A 15,762-nucleotide genomic window follows, 5' to 3' on the forward strand; every position below is an offset into this window, starting at 1 on the left:
TCAGGCAGACGAAGCCGAACGTGCAGGAAGGATGCTTTACTTGACCAGAACGGCCATGATGTCTTCTTCGCGCATGACGAGCAGTTCTTGCCCGTCGACCTTGACGGTCTGGCCAGCGTACTTGCCGAACAGAACACGGTCGCCGACCTTCACGTCGAGGGCGATTTGCGCGCCCTTGTCATCGCGCTTGCCCGGGCCGATGGCCAGGACTTCGCCTTGATCCGGCTTCTCAGCGGCTGCTTCAGGGATCACGATGCCCGATGCGGTCTTGGTTTCCTGGTCCAGACGTTTGACGATGACGCGATCGTGCAAAGGACGAAGGTTCATACACACTCCTCTCTTGATTGAGACTGAAAACGCGGGAAAACCCGTCCTTTGAGAAGAAACTCGCCGGACGGCAATCTTGTTAGCACTCTCGTGCAGTGAGTGCCAATTATATGGAGCGGCTTTGACAATTTCAAGGACGCGAAGGCCGGGAAAACGCTTAAGCAGCTTGGCTCTTGAAAAACGGCACTGCGTCCACAGGCGGAAATCAGATCAATCGAAACTTAGAATCGATTGACAGAATTAATGCCGATTCGACAAAAGTGATTTCGTCAGATTAGGGTTTTTCCTAGGTCGTCCGGAGCCTAGACTGCATCTCAACGACGAAGCAACGGAAAGACACACACTCCGCCGCGGCGTTCCTGAAAACAGCATCCGGAGGTCATCATGTTCAAGTTCAAATCAATCGTTCCCGCCATCGCCATTGCAGCCGTACTCGCCGCGCCGGCTTTCGCGCAAGCGCGCGAAGACGGCCCTGCCACCCGTGCGCAAGTGCGCGCCCAACTCGTTCAACTCGAACGCGCCGGCTACAAGCCGATGGCCGATCAAGCCACGTATCCCGCCGAGATTCAGGCTGCCGAAGCGCGCGTGGCCGCGCAACAAAGCGCATCGAACGCGTCGTTTGGCGGCGTGAGCGATGGCGCGTCGGCATCGGGGAAACCGGCGCGCGTCGGCTTTTTGAGCCGTATCGTCCGCCCCGCCGCCGATGCCAATCCGGTCGACTTCAATCGTCCGTAAGCGAACGCAAAGCGGCGCGCGACGCCGCATCCGACGAAGCCCGGCCTCGCGTGCCGGGCTTTTCACTTGCTGAAGGAACTAAGACCCACGCTTTTTCGTCGGTGATACCGCTGGCACTACAATCTTCACCTGCCTCTCTTCGTTCCTCTCGCTCTCCGTCTTAAGCCGCTCATGTCATCTCTCGCATCGTCGCGTCTCGTGTTCGTGTCGCTCGCGCTGACCGCCCTTGTCGGGTGCGGCGGCCGCGCCGCCACCACGCCGAGCTATCAGCAGGAGCTGTTCAGCACCGGCGTGAGCCCGTTCGCCCACAATTTCGACGCCACCGTCAACGAAACCTGCGAGGCCGCGCGGCGTGCGCTGCTGTCGCAAGGCTTTCTCACGACGATGGGCCAGCCCGACACCGTCGACGCGACCAAGAATTTCCAGCCGAGCGCCGAAACGCACGTCGTCGTGTCGTTCCACGTCGTTTGCACGCCCGGCGAAAACGCGACGAACCAGAGCATCGCGTACGTGAACGCCGTGCAGGACGGCTATGCGCTCAAGAAGAGCGACACGTCCGCGAGCGTGGGCTTGAGCGTGCTCGGCTCGCTGTCGCTGCCGATCCGCTCGAACAGCGACGCGATGGTCAAGATTTCCAGCGAGACCGTGCCCGCCGGCAAGTTCTATGACCGATTCTTCGGTCTGATGGGCCACTATCTGAACACGGTGCCGCGCAGCGCGCCCGTCGCCGGCGACGAAGTGAAAAGCAAGCCGCTCGCGCCGTCGATCATCGTGAGCTCGCCCGAGCTGACGCCGACGCCCATCGTCGTGCAGGCGCCCGCCGCCGCGACCGCGATCCAGAGGCCGGATGCGGATGCGCCTGCGGCTGCGGCTGGCGCATCGGAAGTCCCGGCGGCGTCGGCGGCCGCAGTGCCCGCGGCCACCGTGACGCACTGAACCGTCAGTTCGGCACGTTGACGATGCCGCCCGCCACCGAGATCGCGTTCGCGCCGGGATCGGTCGCGATGGGCGGCAGATTCGACGTCGTGAGGGCGGGCGCCGAACCCGCCTTGCCGCCGCGCGCGACCGTCCGCACCACCTGCGACGGCGGCAGCGGCGCGTTGTTCTTCAGGTGGTTCCACATCAGGTTGAGCGCCTGAATGTCGTAGTAGTGGACCGGAATGAAGCGCGTGTCGAAGCCTGCCACGCTCAGGAACGCGTCGAAGTGCTGACCGTTCGTGATCTCATACAGCGAAAGCTGGCTCTTGCTTCCCTCCGCCACGCGATTCGCACCCAGATACGGCCGCGACGCATGATTGATCGGCACGAGCGCATCCGCCCGGCCCTGCACGATGATCGCGGGCTTGCCGCGCAGATTCGCGTTCACGCGGATCGCATTGACGCTGCCCGCCATCGTCGCGTTGCCGTTCGTCCATAACGCGCGCAGGCAGGCGGCGCCCGCGTAGCTCGCATCGGGCGTCGCCAGCCGATGATCCGCCGCGCCCGTCGTTCCCGCGTTGTAGACCAGGTTGATGCCGTTGGTCGGCGGCACGCCGTTGCCGTTGCCGAAGATCGTCGGCATCGGCGAGACGAGCGGCGTGACGCCGGCCGCGCCCGTCGCCGCGCTGGTCGTGCCGAAGCTGAACTCGCAGAGATTGTCGAGCACGCTCGCTTTCATGTACGCATCGGCGTAAGTCACAGCGACGGCCGGCACCGCCTGCGAATCCCACATCGGCGCGTGCAGCGTGTCGGAATCGCTCTCGTAGCCTGCCTGATGCAGACGGTTCAGCGCATCGGTCGCCTGCTCCGTCGTCGTGCCGCCCGAGACGAAGCCGTTGGCGGCAAGCGTCGCACAGCGCGCCGTGCGGATCGCGTTGGTCGTGGCGGGCAGAAGCGTCGTCAGATACGGCGCGCCTGCCGCAGCGGGCGCGAGCGCCGCGCACGGCTGCAGCAGGTTCGCGAGCGTCATGTAATCCGCGAGCGGCCTGCCGAACGAGCCGACCGGCACGCCGCCCTGCCGCACCGAAACCTGCGACGGCAGATTCAGATTGATCTGCGGCTCGCCGACGACGACCGCCGTGATCCAGCCATCGGTGTCCTGTTCCGCCGCCGCCAGCGATGCGCCGCCGCCGTTGCTCACCGATGCCGCGATCGTCGTGATGCTGCCCTTGCTGTAGCGCACCTGATGCGTCGATCCGCTGACCGGCCCGAACATGTCGTTGAGCGCCCAGTACGCGAACTGGATCGCCTGCAGCGTGTTCTTGCCCCAGTCCTGCTCCGGGTTTTGCTGCGAATGCGCGTGCTTGTACGCGTAGCGATTCGGGAACGCCGAATTGAACGACGACAGCGCCGACGCGCTCACGTTCGCCTTAAAAATCGCCTTGGTTCCGGCGATGTCCGCACTGGCGAGCGTGCCGTCGATGAGCGTCACGAGCGTCGTCGAAATTTCCTGCGCGCCGTTGCCGCTGCCCTTGTCCGTGTAGGCGACCGCGCAGCCGCGCTTGAGGCCCCACTCGCCCGCCGCCGAAATCGCACCGTAGACGCCGCGCGATCCCGATGACGTCGCCGTGACGATGCACGGCTGGTCCGGATTGAAGCTCGTCGGGATCTGCACGAGCAGGCTCACGTTCTGCCTGCCGCTGCCATCGTCCGCGTAGGCGATGTACTCCTTGCCCGCGATCTTGCCTTCGCCAAGCGAGTCGTTGCCGTTCAGATCGATATTCGGCCCCCAGAAGCGGCCGTAGCCGCCGTTCGCCGACATGTCGACGAGCGCGCGGTAGTTCGAATAGATCGCCAGACGTCGCAATTCGGCTGCCGTCGGCGCGGCGGGCTTCGCGAACGTCGGCGCGGTCGCCGACGCGAGGCCCGTCTTGCCGAGACCGGCCGTGAGCAAATCGTCGGAGACGCCATCGTAAGTCTGGGTGTTCACTGAGCCCGAGATGAAGCTCGGCAAGCTGTTGGCCGGCTGGCCGCCGCCGTTGTCGTCATCGCCGCCGTGGCATGCGGCTAGTGTCGCCGCCGCCAGCAACGCCAGCGCGCCGAGCGCGGCCGTTCGCGCCACATCCTGCAAAGCCTGCAACCTCGGGAAACGCGCGAGTCTTTTCATTTGAATCTCCGCCATCCGTTCCGATTGAGTGATGCGATTTTCAAGCGATCGACAATGCGAGTATCGCGCCGATCGAACGCCAGTTACACCTGATTTCATGCGCGCCGGCGATAAAAGCGCCAAACGACAACGGGCCCCGGCGGAGACGCCGGAGCCCGTTCAAACGCCCGCCAGACGAGCGAAGCTTGCGGCATCACGGATGCCGCCCACTGCCTGTGACGCGTATTATTGCCCGCCGCCTTGAACGCCGAGCGTGAGCTTGTTGGAAACCGACTTCACGCCCGGCACGCCCTTCGCCACTTCTTCAGCCTGGGCGATCTGGCCGCCTTCCGGCACCGTGCCGGTCAGCGTGACTGCGCCGCTGCGCGCGCGCACGAACACGTTCGACACGTCGAAGCCCTGCGCCTTCGACAGCGCGCGGCGCACGTCGTAGCCGAGCTTGCGATCGGTTTTCTTGGTCGCGGATTTCTGAGCCTTGGCCGCCGCTGCCGAGTCGGTGCTCGTGGCCGCCGCGTCGCTCGATTGCGCATAGGCGCTCGATGCCACGGCCACGCACACCACCACGCCCAGCGCCTTCAACAGATCGACTGCTTTCATGATTTCTCCTTTTGTTTCGCTTGTTGACTTCGCACAGTTGCTACTTCGCTCGTTTTGCACTTCAAAAGCGGGCCGCATTCCCAGCGGCTGGGCAACGACATCGAGCGGCTGACCGTGACCGCGCGCGCCCGGCGCCTGAAACTGACGCGGGAATAGCGGCGGCAAGCCGGCGGATGCGGCTCACGGTGCTGCGAGAGACTGGCGATCGAAACAAATCACGGCCGGTTTTTTCGGGCGATGACGCCCGCCGGCTCGAATATGACCTGCCGCATGGTCCCTGCTTGGCAGTCCGCGCACCCACATTCCGGGCTGCGGCGCGCGAGGAGCCTTGTCGTGCGGCGGCGAACGTCAATTTAGCCCAGCGCGGCCATTAGCGCAAAGCATTTAACAATGCGGCCATATGCGACGCCGTTCGCAAGCAACAGCGCGCGCGCTTTCTACACACGCCTGTCACACGGCGCGCCGGGCCCGCGGTCATCCGGGCGACGCGCGATCTCATGTACCATCGACGCCATGCCGGCCGTCCGGACGCGCCGCTCGCGCGCCTCGCCGAACACGTTCGGGCAGACGTGGGCGCATCGCGATCGGGTAAGCTCGCACGCACGAAGTTTCAAGATTACCGACGAGATGACCCACCCTTCAGGAAACAATCCGGGCCACGATCCGGACGTCCCGCCCAAACGCAAGCCCCTGCCGAGAATCGGCGCGCGCTTCGTCGCGATCTCATGGCGCGATCTCGCGCTCACCTTCGGCCCGATCCTGCTCGTGTGCGCGGCCGCGCTCTATGCCGCCGTGCGGCTGATCCAGCCCGCGCCGCCGAGCACGCTGACCATCGCCGCCGGCCCGAAAGGCAGCTCGTTCTGGACGAGCGCGCAGAAATACAAGACGATCCTCGCGCGCAACCGCGTAACGCTGAACATCCTCGAGACGCAAGGCTCGCTCGATAACCTGACGCGCCTCGAAGACCCGAAATCGAACGTCGACGTCGGCTTCGTGCAGGGCGGCCTGACCAAGCCGGGCGCGACGCACGACAATCTGGAATCGCTCGGTAGCGTGTCCTACGTGCCGCTCGCGGTCTTCTATCGCGGCGCGACGGTCATCAGCCGATTGTCGGAGCTGAAGGGCAAGCGGCTCGCGATCGGCGCGGAAGGCAGCGGCACGCGCGTGCTCGCGCTGAATCTGCTGAAGGCGAACGGCATCGAGCCGGGCGGCGACACGGAACTGCTGCCGCTCGCCGGCGACGAAGCCGCGAAAGCGCTCGAAGACGGCCAGATCGACGCAGCCTTTCTGACCGGCGACTCCGCGCAGCCGCCGACGATGGCGAAGCTCCTGCGCACGTCCGGCATCCGCTTCATGGATTTCGCCCAGGCCGACGCCTACGCGCGCCGCTTTCCGTATCTGACGGAAATCGACTTGCCGATGGGCGCCTTCGATTTCGCCCGCAACCTGCCACCGCGCGCGGTCCACATGATCGCGCCGACCGCCGAACTGGTCGCGCGCGACAGCCTGCATCCGGCGCTCTCCGATCTGCTGATCGAAGCCGCGCGCGAGGTGCACGGGCGCGCGAATCTGCTGCAGCGGGCGAACGAATTCCCCGCGCCGCTCGTGCACGAATTCCGCATCAGCGACAACGCGGAGCGCTATTACAAATCGGGCAAGAGCTTTCTGTACCGTTCGCTGCCGTTCTGGGTCGCGAGTCTCGCGGATCGCGTGCTGGTCGTGCTGGTGCCGCTGATCGTCGTGCTGATTCCGGGCTTGCGGCTCGTGCCGGGGCTGTATCGATGGCGCGTGAAATCGCGCATCTACCGCTGGTATGGCGCGCTGATTGCGATAGAGCGGGAAGCGATCAGCGGCCCCGACACCGAGCAGCGCGACGCCCTGCTCGACCGCATCGACGCGATCGAAACGGCCGTCAATCGCATGAAGATGCCGCTCGCGTTCGCCGATCAGTTCTACGTGCTGCGCGAGCACATCGGTTTCGTGCGGGAGCGTCTCGCGCACGCGCCGGTCGCCCCGGCCGACCAAACCCGCGCGCGCGACATGGCGCAACAGCATGCGGCCGGTGTCGTTCGCCAAGCAGACACGGAGCAAGGCAGCACGTAATATCTGTTGGAGAAACGTTAAAAAAGGATGCGACGCCGCGCGCTGCATCCGTCATGCAGGACACGACAAAAAACGAACAGATGCGGCTCAGAGCGCGCCGCCGCGCGAGCAAAGCCACGGAATCTCAGGGAGAAGGGAACATGAGTGCCCCGCATTCGACCAGCACCGGTCATCCGTACTTTTTCTTCGACTTCATATCGCCGTTTTCGTATTTGCTGCTGGAGCAGCATGAAAAGTGGCCCGACATGCCGTTCGAGCTCGTGCCCGTCCAGTTGATGAAGCTGCTCGACCGCTGGGGCCAGCCGCACGCCGCGACGATTCCGTCCAAGCGCGTCTTCACCTACCGGCACGCGCTGTTTCGCGCGGAGCAGCTCGGCATTCCGTTCAAGATGCCGCCCGCCCATCCGTTCGATACGAGCAAGGCGCTGCGTCTTGCCGTGCTCGCCGACGGCGACATCGCCCGCGTGCGCGAAATCTTCCGCTACATCTGGCGCGAAGGGCGCGATCCCGCGACGCCGGAAGGCTTCAAGGCGTTGTGCGAGCACGTCGGCATGCCGGAGGCCGTGACGCGCATCGAGGATGAGGACGTCAAGGCGAAGCTGCGCGACAACAACGACCGCGCCGTAGCGATGGGCGTGTTCGGCGTGCCGACTTTCCTCGTCAACGATCAGATCTTCTGGGGCGAAGACACGCTGCCGATGGTGCTCTACGTCGCGCGCTCGCCGAACTGGCTCGACGGCGCGGAAGTGAAACGCATCAGCGCGCTGCCGATCGCGCCGAAAGACGCCGATTTCAGCTGACGGCGGCCGGATGGCGGACGCGCCTATGCCGTGCATAGCGCGCCTGCTATGGCGTCAAAATTGGATAAGCGGTTTACTTCGGCTTTAGGGCTCGCGAGTTCGCGCCCGCGCGTCCTGAATTCACTTGCTTGCCATGAACGATCCCGCCGACTCACTCGACATCTGGCTCATCCGCGTGCTGCGCACCTTGCTGCTGGAGCGCAGCGTGACGCAGACCGCGCAGCGGCTGAACCAGACGCAACCGGCGATCAGCACCGCGCTGCGCCGTCTGCGCGAGATCCTGAACGACCCGATTCTCGTGCGCGGCAAACAGGGCATGGTGCCGACCGAATACGGCGAATCGCTGCTCGCGCCCGCGCAACGCGCATTGCGCGAAGTGGAATTCGTCGCGACGCCGCACGGCGATTTCGACCCGCAAAGCTCGCGCCGCACGTTCCGCGTGGCCGCGCCTGATTATCTGAACGATTTCTTCATGCCGACGCTCGTCGCCGCTTTTCGCGACGCCGCGCCCAATGCGCGTCTGGAGATCGAGTCGCTCAATCCGATGCGCGATCACGAGCGCATGCTCGACGAAGGCGAAATCGATCTGATGGTCGCGAACTGGACGAAGCCCGAGCCGCGCTTCGAACGCCAGGATCTTTTCAGCGACGTATTCGTCTGCCTGATGCGTGCGAATCATCCGCTCGCGCGCGAACCGCTGACGGCGGAACGCTACGCGCTCGCCGCGCACCTCGCGCCGACGCCGTATAGCGGCGGCCGGCGTCATCCGATCGACATCGGGCTCGCGCGCGCGGGCATCGAAAGGCGCATCGTCACGACGATTCCGTACTTCGGCCTCGTGCCGCAGGTGCTGTTGCAGTCGGACCTCATCTTCACCGCGCCGCGCCGCTTCGCCCAGCACTATGCGGCGATGCTGCCGCTCGCCGTGCTCGACTCGCCGATACCGTTTCCGCGCATCAAGTGCTACCAGCTTTCCGTGCCGCAGCCCGATCAGCCGACGGATATCGCCTGGCTTCGCACGCTGATGTCGACCGTATCCGACTCGCTCACGGGCAGGAAGCAAGTCGCGGCGGCGGCATCGGGCGATGAAACCGCCGAACTGGGCGAAGCCGCGAAGTAACGCACGCGCGGCGGGACTTCGGTACTATCCGAACGACACCTTCTGCCCGCCCGCTCACATGGATGCTCTCGACAAACTGATTCAGCTTGCGAGCCTTGCCGGCGCGCTCGATCTGCGCTGCCTGCTGAGCGGCCCGCTGGAACTGGATCACGCGCCCGCGCCCGCCGGCGAAGCGGTGTATCACGTCGTGCTCGACGGCGCGTGCACCGTCGTGCGCAAAGGTCACGCGCCGCTCGAACTGACGGCGGGCGACATTTTCTTTCTGCCGCGCGGAGACCCGCATGTGCTGAGCATCAAGGCGCGCGAAGGCGGCTCGTCCAAAGTCGAGATGGAAGCGCGCGACAACGGCGCGGTCACGGTAAGAAGCAATTGCGGCGGGCAGCCGCCGGGCGTGGACTTGCTGTGCGGGCGCTTTCTCTACGCGCCGCGCGCGCTTCTGATCGACGTCCTGCCGGATGTCGTGCACGTATCGTTCTCGAACGCGTCGGCGTCCTATCTCGCGCCGCTCGTCCAGACGATGCGCCGCGAAGCGGAAGATGCGCAACTGGGCGCGCCGTCGATCGTCACGGCGCTATCGACCGCGCTCTTCACGATGGTGCTGCGCGCGTGGCTCGACGGACAGCCGTCATTGGCGGGCGTGCTCGGCTTGCTGGCGAACCGGCGGCTGGGCGCATCGATCATCGCGATGCTCGAGCGCCCTGCCGAACCGTGGACGCTGGAGATGCTCGCCAAGGAAGCGGCGATGTCGCGCGCCACGTTCATGCGCGCGTTCTCGGCGCATTCGGACAGCTCGCCGCTCGCGTTGCTGAGTCACGTGCGGATGCAGCTCGCCAGCACGATGCTCACGCATACGAAAAAGAGCATCGCGGATGTCGCGGCCGATGTGGGGTATCAGTCCGAAGCGGCGTTTTCGAAGCGGTTCAAGGAGCTTTATGGCGTCGCGCCGGGACGCTTCAGGCAGACCAACGGCATCGCTTGAAGCGTCATTGTGGCTCAGGCGGAAAGATGCGCTGCGTTCACCGCCGGCGTTCCGAACCTCGCCGTCACCTCCCGCACGCGCAGCAGTTGCGCGGCAACGGCGAGCCCGATCGACCACGGCGCCTTGTCGACGATCCCTTCCACGCCGATCGGACACGTGATCTCCGGCAGCCGATCCGCCGCCACACCGCGCTCCATCAATCGCCGCTCGAACTTGACGCGCTTCGTCTTCGAGCCGATCAGCCCGAAGTAAGCGAAGTCGTCGCGCCGCATGATGCGTTGCGTCAGCGAAAAGTCGAGCGAATGATCGTGCGTCATCACGATGAAATACGCGCCCGGCGGCGCTTCGTCGACGATCGCGTCGGGCAGATCGGTCGCTTCGATCTGCACGTTCGGCGGCACTTCGTCGGGGAAAAGTTCGTCGCGCGCATCGACCCATTGCACGACGCACGGCAACGTGCCGAGCACCTTCACGAGCGCATGGCCGACGTGGCCCGCGCCGAACAGGACGACGTGCATCATGAGCGCGCGCTCCGCACCGCATTCACCGCCTTCAGGATTTCTTCGGCCGTCGCGGGCGCGTTGAGCGGCGGATTGATCTTGTGATCGCCGACAGCGGAAACGGCATCGCGGATCGCGAAGAACACCGAGAACGGCAGCAGCAACGGCGGTTCGCCGACGGCCTTCGAACGATGGATGCTATCCTCCACGTTGCGATTCTTGAAGAGATCGACGCGGAAATCGGCGGGCATGTCGTTGGTCGTCGGAATCTTGTAGGTCGACGGCGCGTGCGTCATCAGCTTGCCGTTGTCGTCCCACCACAGCTCTTCCGTCGTCAGCCAGCCCATGCCCTGCACGAAGGCGCCTTCCACCTGACCCTTGTCGAGCGCCGGATTCAGCGACGCGCCCACGTCATGCAACGCATCCGCGCGCAGCACGCGCATTTCGCCGGTGAGCGTGTCGATCACTACTTCCGACACTGCCGCGCCATACGAGTAGTAGTAGAACGGACGGCCTTGCATCGTCGCGGCATCCCAGTGGAGCTTGGGCGTCGCGTAGAAGCCGTCGGACCACAACTGCACGCGCGCGAGATATGCCTTCTGGACGACTTCGCCGAACGGAATGGCATCGTCGCCGACGATCACGCGGTCGTTCGCGAAGCGCACTTGCGCCGGCGTGACCTTGCCGCCGCCGAACTTCTCCGCCGCGAACTTCGCGAGCCGCTCGCGCAACTGGCGCGCGGCGTCCTGCGCGGCCTTGCCGTTGAGATCGGTGCCGGTCGATGCCGCCGTCGCCGATGTATTCGCGACCTTGCTCGTATCCGTCGCCGTCACGCGCACGCGCTCGAAGTTCACGCCGAGTTCGTGCGCAACCACTTGCGCGACCTTCGTGTTCAGGCCCTGGCCCATTTCGGTGCCGCCGTGATTCACGAGCATCGAGCCGTCGGTGTAGATGTGAACCAGCGCACCCGCCTGGTTGAAGTGCGTCACGTTGAACGCGATGCCGAACTTCACCGGCGTCAGTGCGAGGCCCTTCTTCAGAATTGCGTTGTTCGCGTTGAATTCGTCGATGGCCGCGCGGCGCTTGCGATACTCGCTCGTCTCTTCGAGTTCGGCGATCAGTTCGTGGATGACGTTGTCCTCGACCGTCTGGCCGTAAGGCGTCTTGTTGTTCTCCGTCTTGCCGTAGAGATTCGCGCGGCGCACGTCGAGCGAATCCTTCCCGACCGCACGCGCGACGTTATCCAGAATGTATTCGATCGCGAACGCGCCCTGCGGCCCGCCGAAGCCGCGAAACGCGGTGTTCGACTGCGTGTTGGTCTTGCCGCAATAGCCTGCGATCTTCACATCCGAGAGCCAGTACGCGTTGTCGAAATGGCATACGGCGCGCGTCATGACCGGGCCCGACAAATCCGCGGAGAAACCGCAGCGCGACGTCATGTCGACGGACACGCCTTCGATCTTGCCGTCATCGTCGTAGCCGACTTCGAAGTCGTACACGAAGTCGTGACGCTTGCCGGTGATCATCATGTCGTCGTCGCGGTCCGGACGCAGCTTGACCGGGCACAGCAACTTCCATGCGGCGAGCGCCGCGCAGCACGCGAAAATGCCCGACTGCGATTCCTTGCCGCCGAATCCGCCGCCCATACGACGGCATTCGACCAGCACGTTATGCGAATGCACATTCAGCACGTGCGCGACGAGATGCTGCATTTCCGTCGGATGCTGCGTCGAGCAGTAGACGTGCATGCCGTCATCCTCCTTCGGCACGGCATAGGCGATTTGGCCTTCGAGATAGAACTGTTCCTGGCCGCCGAGCTTCATCGCGCCGCGCTCGTGATGCGCGGCTTTCGACATGCGGCTTTCGGCGTCGCCGCGCGAGAGCTTCAGCGGATTGAGCACGTACGATTCCGCTTTGCGCGCGTCTTCGGGCGTGAGAATCGGCACGAGGTCTTCGAATTCGATGGTCGCGCGACGCGCGGCCAAGCGCGCCGTATCGTGCGACGTCGCGACGACGATGAACATCGGCTGGCCGACGAACTGCACGATGCCCTGAGCCAGCACCGGATCGTCGTGGATGATCGGGCCGCAATCGTTCACGCCGGGAATGTCCTCGGCGGTGAAGACGGCGACCACGCCTGGCGTCGCGCGCACGGCGTCGAAGTTCATCGATACGATCTTCGCGTGCGCCTTTGGGCTTGTGCCGAGCGCGGCGTGCAGCGTGCCCGCGACGAGCGGAATGTCGTCGGTATAGCTCGCGCGCCCGCTCACGTGCAGATGCGCCGACTCATGCGGACGCGATACGTGGACCTGCTTGAAAGCGTCGATTTCGTTCGCGAGCGACTGAGCGTCGGCGATGAATGCTTCTGCTTGCTGATTCATGTTCTTTTGCTCCTTCGCTTACTTCGCTTCGACGAGTTCGATTGCGCGCACATCCAGCTTCGATTTGTCCAGCGGATCGTGCGGGCGCGTCTCCAGCCAGAAGCGATACAAGAGGCTCTTTGCGGTGTCGAGGCGATAGTCGCTGCTCGCGCGCATGTCGGTGAGCGGCTGGTAATCCTTGGAAAGCGCGATCATCGCGGCCTGCGCGGTGGCTTCGTGCCAAAGCGCATCGTTGAGAATGGCTTCGGCGTGTTCCGCGCGCTTCGGCGTCGCGGCCATGCCGCCGTAAGCGAGGCGCGGCTCGCGGATCGTGTCGCCATCGGCGATGAAACTGAACGCGGCGTAGACGGCGGAAATATCGGAGTCGAAACGCTTCGACAGCTTGTACGCGCGGAACTTAAGGTTCGCGCGTTTGCCCGTGCGCGTCGGCACGCGGATCGCGGCGACGAACTCGTTCTCGCGCATGTCCTTCTTCTGATACGCGATGTACAGATCCTCTAGCGGCATCTCGCGCAGACCATCGACGCTTTGCAGGACGACGCGCGCATTCAGCGCGATGAGGCCGGGCATCGAATCGCCGATCGGCGAGCCGTTCGCGACGTTGCCGCCGAGCGTGCCGGCGTTGCGGATCGGCAGCGACGCGAAACGCAGACGCGTCTCTTCGAGTTCGGGATAGAGCTTCACGAGTTCGTCGTACGCGCGCTCGACCGACACGCCCGCGCCGATCTCGATCCATTCGTCCGTCGTCTCGACGTGCTTGAACGAGTCGATCTGCCCGACATAGACGATATCGCCCAGATCGCGCAACTGCTTCGTCACCCACAAACCGACGTCCGTGCTGCCTGCGAGAATCCGCACGTTCGGGTTTTTGTCCTTGATCGCGGCGAGCGCTTCGGTCGTGCGCGGCGCGTCGAACTGGCGGCCGGCGTGCTCGTAGTGGAACGTGTCGTCGCGCTTCAGGCTTTCGAGCGTGCGCGTGAGCGCCGGCACGTTGACGGGCGCGAGCGGCGCGCGGTCGAACATCTGCTCGGCAGCGTCGATGATCGGCCGATAACCCGTGCAGCGGCACAGATTGCCCGTCAGCGCATCGCTGATCTCCTGGCGCGAGGGCTTCGTCTTCTCGCACGTTCCCGGGCAGCCGGTCGTCGCATGACCGTGCTTTTCGTAGAGCGCGAACATCGACATCGCGAAGCCGGGCGTGCAGAAGCCGCATTGCGAGCCGTGACAATCTACGAGCGCCTGCTGCACCGGATGCAGCGTGCCGTCCGGCTGGCGCAGGTCTTCGACGGTGAAGAGCGCGCGGCCGTCGAGCGTCGGCAGAAACTGCACGCACGCGTTGACGGCCTTGAACGCGACGCCGCCCGCGCCGTCCGGCTCGCCGATGACGACCGTGCACGCGCCGCAGTCGCCTTCCGCGCAGCCTTCCTTGGTGCCGGTGCAGCGCGCGTCTTCGCGCAGATATTGCAGGACGGTGCGCGTCGTCGACGCGCCGCTCACTTCCTGGATCGCGTTGCGGTGATAGAAGCGGATCGGCTCAGTCATGGATGTCTCGGGGCTCTTCGATGCTTTTTCGCTGGTTGCGCGGGATGCGCAGCCGGTGGCATTCGCGATTTCGGACCTTTTCAGATTAGTCCTGTCGCTTCGATGGTTCAAAAGCTATCACCGCCAAAATCGATAACCCATAGGCGGCATTGCATGAACGACATATTCTTCGTCCGATATGTGCTGAGAGCCTTATCCAGCAAGGGTTCCCTCGGCGGCGCCCGATGATTCGGACAGGCGATTTGTCCTAGCTGGTTACAAAACGACTGCGACGTTGCGCCGCAACATATGGGACAATCACGCCTTCGCGCCGAATTCAACCCCGCAATTTCCCTATGTCCACCGAGTCCCGCATCAAGCCGCAAAGCGACTTCGCCGTCACGCTGCGGATTCTGCCCGTCGTGATGTACACGTTCCTTTGCTACCTGACGATCGGCATTCCGCTCGCGGTGCTGCCGGGCTTCGTGCACACGGATCTCGGCTACGGCTCGGTGATGGCGGGCGCGGCGATCAGCGTCCAGTACTTCGCGACGCTCGTGTCGCGGCCGCTGGCGGGCCGCACCGCCGATACGCTCGGCCCCAAGAAAACCGTGCTCTACGGTCTCGCGGCGTGCGCGGCAAGCGGCGTGCTGCTGCTCGCCTCGGCGCTCGCCGCGCAGTGGCACGCGGTGAGTCTCGTGCTGCTGGTGATCGCGCGGCTCGTGCTCGGCTTCGGCGAGAGCTGGGTCGGCACGGGATCGATCACATGGGGCATCGGGCGCGTCGGCGTGAACAACAACGCGAAGGTGATTTCGTGGAACGGCATCGCCACTTACGGCGCGCTCGCAATCGGCGCGCCGCTCGGCGTCGCGATCGATCATTCGCTGGGATTCGCGTCACTCGGGCTGATCGTGATCGCGCTCGGCGGCTTCGGCTACTGGCTCGCGACGCGCATGGCGAGCGTGCCGATCGTGCACGGCGAGCGCATGTCGTATCGGAGCGTGTTCTTCCGCGTGTTGCCGCATGGACTGGGACTCGCGCTCGGATCGGCGGGATTCGGCTCCATCGCGACGTTCATCACGCTTTACTATGCCGCGCACAACTGGCCGAATGCGGCGCTTTCGCTCACGGTGTTCGGCACGATGTTCATCGGCGCGCGGCTTCTGTTCGCCAACACGATCAAGGCGTATGGCGGGTTTCGCGTGGCGATCGTGTCGTTTGCGTTCGAATGCGCGGGTCTGCTGATGCTGTGGCTCGCCGCCGAGCCGACTTTCGCGCTCGCGGGCGCGGCGCTGACCGGCTTCGGATTCGCGCTCGTGTTTCCGGCGCTCGGCGTCGAGGCGGTCGGGCTCGTGCCGCCGGCCAGCCGGGGCGCGGCTTTGTCGGCGTATTCGGTGTTTCTGGATTTGTCGCTCGGATTGACCGGGCCGCTCGCTGGATATGTCGCGGGGGAGCTGGGGTACGGGTCAGTGTTTCTGTTTGCCGCGCTGGCCGCAGCGGCGGCGGTGGCGTTGTCGGTGGCGCTATATATGCGCGGTGGACGTGGGGTGGGTGGGGCGGCTACGGCTTGAACTCAGCGCTTTCGTAGCATCGCGTCGGGCGCGTTTTACCGGG

The 15,762-nt window shown here is 64.7% G+C and carries 13 protein-coding genes; 7 read left to right on the forward strand and 6 right to left on the reverse strand.

The window, feature by feature from the left end:
- Positions 1 to 36: 36 nt before the first annotated feature.
- Positions 37 to 327, reverse strand: coding sequence for a co-chaperone GroES (locus tag NCR93_RS10945; RefSeq protein ID WP_006999126.1), 291 nt, complete (start codon positions 325 to 327; stop codon positions 37 to 39).
- 384 nt (positions 328 to 711) lie between these two features.
- Between NCR93_RS10945 and NCR93_RS10950 the strand changes: the two genes are divergently transcribed.
- Both NCR93_RS10950 and NCR93_RS10955 read left to right on the forward strand, forming a co-directional pair.
- Entirely contained in the window at positions 712 to 1,062 is a 351-nt protein-coding gene (locus NCR93_RS10950; RefSeq protein WP_250532214.1) for a DUF4148 domain-containing protein, read from the forward strand.
- Between the two features lie 171 nt (positions 1,063 to 1,233).
- Positions 1,234 to 1,998 (forward strand): DUF2242 domain-containing protein, encoded by a 765-nt coding sequence (locus NCR93_RS10955; protein ID WP_034471610.1) that lies wholly within the window; start codon positions 1,234 to 1,236, stop codon positions 1,996 to 1,998.
- Between the two features lie 4 nt (positions 1,999 to 2,002).
- Here NCR93_RS10955 and NCR93_RS10960 read toward each other — a convergent pair whose 3' ends face one another.
- The gene (locus tag NCR93_RS10960; RefSeq protein ID WP_250479431.1) at positions 2,003 to 4,147 is read right to left on the reverse strand and encodes a D-(-)-3-hydroxybutyrate oligomer hydrolase; all 2,145 of its coding nucleotides are present in this window, start codon (positions 4,145 to 4,147) and stop codon (positions 2,003 to 2,005) included.
- 225 nt (positions 4,148 to 4,372) lie between these two features.
- Positions 4,373 to 4,744, reverse strand: coding sequence for a BON domain-containing protein (locus tag NCR93_RS10965; protein ID WP_008342692.1), 372 nt, complete (start codon positions 4,742 to 4,744; stop codon positions 4,373 to 4,375).
- A gap of 627 nt (positions 4,745 to 5,371) precedes the next feature.
- Between NCR93_RS10965 and NCR93_RS10970 the strand changes: the two genes are divergently transcribed.
- From NCR93_RS10970 to NCR93_RS10985, 4 genes are all read left to right on the forward strand, one after another.
- Positions 5,372 to 6,847 (forward strand): TAXI family TRAP transporter solute-binding subunit, encoded by a 1,476-nt coding sequence (locus tag NCR93_RS10970; RefSeq protein ID WP_250479432.1) that lies wholly within the window; start codon positions 5,372 to 5,374, stop codon positions 6,845 to 6,847.
- Positions 6,848 to 6,987: 140 nt separating this feature from the next.
- Positions 6,988 to 7,647, forward strand: coding sequence for a 2-hydroxychromene-2-carboxylate isomerase (locus NCR93_RS10975; RefSeq protein ID WP_008342696.1), 660 nt, complete (start codon positions 6,988 to 6,990; stop codon positions 7,645 to 7,647).
- A gap of 133 nt (positions 7,648 to 7,780) precedes the next feature.
- Complete coding sequence (locus NCR93_RS10980; RefSeq protein ID WP_008342697.1) at positions 7,781 to 8,767, forward strand: LysR family transcriptional regulator; 987 nt, start codon at positions 7,781 to 7,783, stop codon at positions 8,765 to 8,767.
- Between the two features lie 58 nt (positions 8,768 to 8,825).
- Positions 8,826 to 9,746, forward strand: coding sequence for an AraC family transcriptional regulator (locus tag NCR93_RS10985; RefSeq protein ID WP_250532215.1), 921 nt, complete (start codon positions 8,826 to 8,828; stop codon positions 9,744 to 9,746).
- 14 nt (positions 9,747 to 9,760) lie between these two features.
- Here NCR93_RS10985 and xdhC read toward each other — a convergent pair whose 3' ends face one another.
- The 3 genes from xdhC to xdhA are packed head-to-tail and all read right to left on the reverse strand — an operon-like array spanning position 9,761 to position 14,169.
- Positions 9,761 to 10,267, reverse strand: a complete 507-nt coding sequence (gene xdhC, locus NCR93_RS10990) for a xanthine dehydrogenase accessory protein XdhC (protein ID WP_008342699.1) — start codon at positions 10,265 to 10,267, stop codon at positions 9,761 to 9,763.
- The gene (gene xdhB / locus NCR93_RS10995) at positions 10,264 to 12,627 is read right to left on the reverse strand and encodes a xanthine dehydrogenase molybdopterin binding subunit (protein ID WP_250518303.1); all 2,364 of its coding nucleotides are present in this window, start codon (positions 12,625 to 12,627) and stop codon (positions 10,264 to 10,266) included. The genes xdhC and xdhB overlap by 4 nt, the downstream gene beginning before the upstream one ends.
- An 18-nt stretch (positions 12,628 to 12,645) precedes the next feature.
- Complete coding sequence (gene xdhA, locus NCR93_RS11000) at positions 12,646 to 14,169, reverse strand: xanthine dehydrogenase small subunit (RefSeq protein WP_008342701.1); 1,524 nt, start codon at positions 14,167 to 14,169, stop codon at positions 12,646 to 12,648.
- 335 nt (positions 14,170 to 14,504) lie between these two features.
- Here xdhA and NCR93_RS11005 point away from each other — a divergent pair, with 335 nt between their 5' ends.
- Complete coding sequence (locus NCR93_RS11005) at positions 14,505 to 15,719, forward strand: MFS transporter (protein WP_250518304.1); 1,215 nt, start codon at positions 14,505 to 14,507, stop codon at positions 15,717 to 15,719.
- Positions 15,720 to 15,762 lie beyond the last annotated feature (43 nt).

This window comes from Caballeronia sp. ATUFL_F1_KS39 (genome assembly GCF_023630985.1).
GTDB classification, from domain to species: Bacteria; Pseudomonadota; Gammaproteobacteria; order Burkholderiales; family Burkholderiaceae; genus Caballeronia; species Caballeronia zhejiangensis.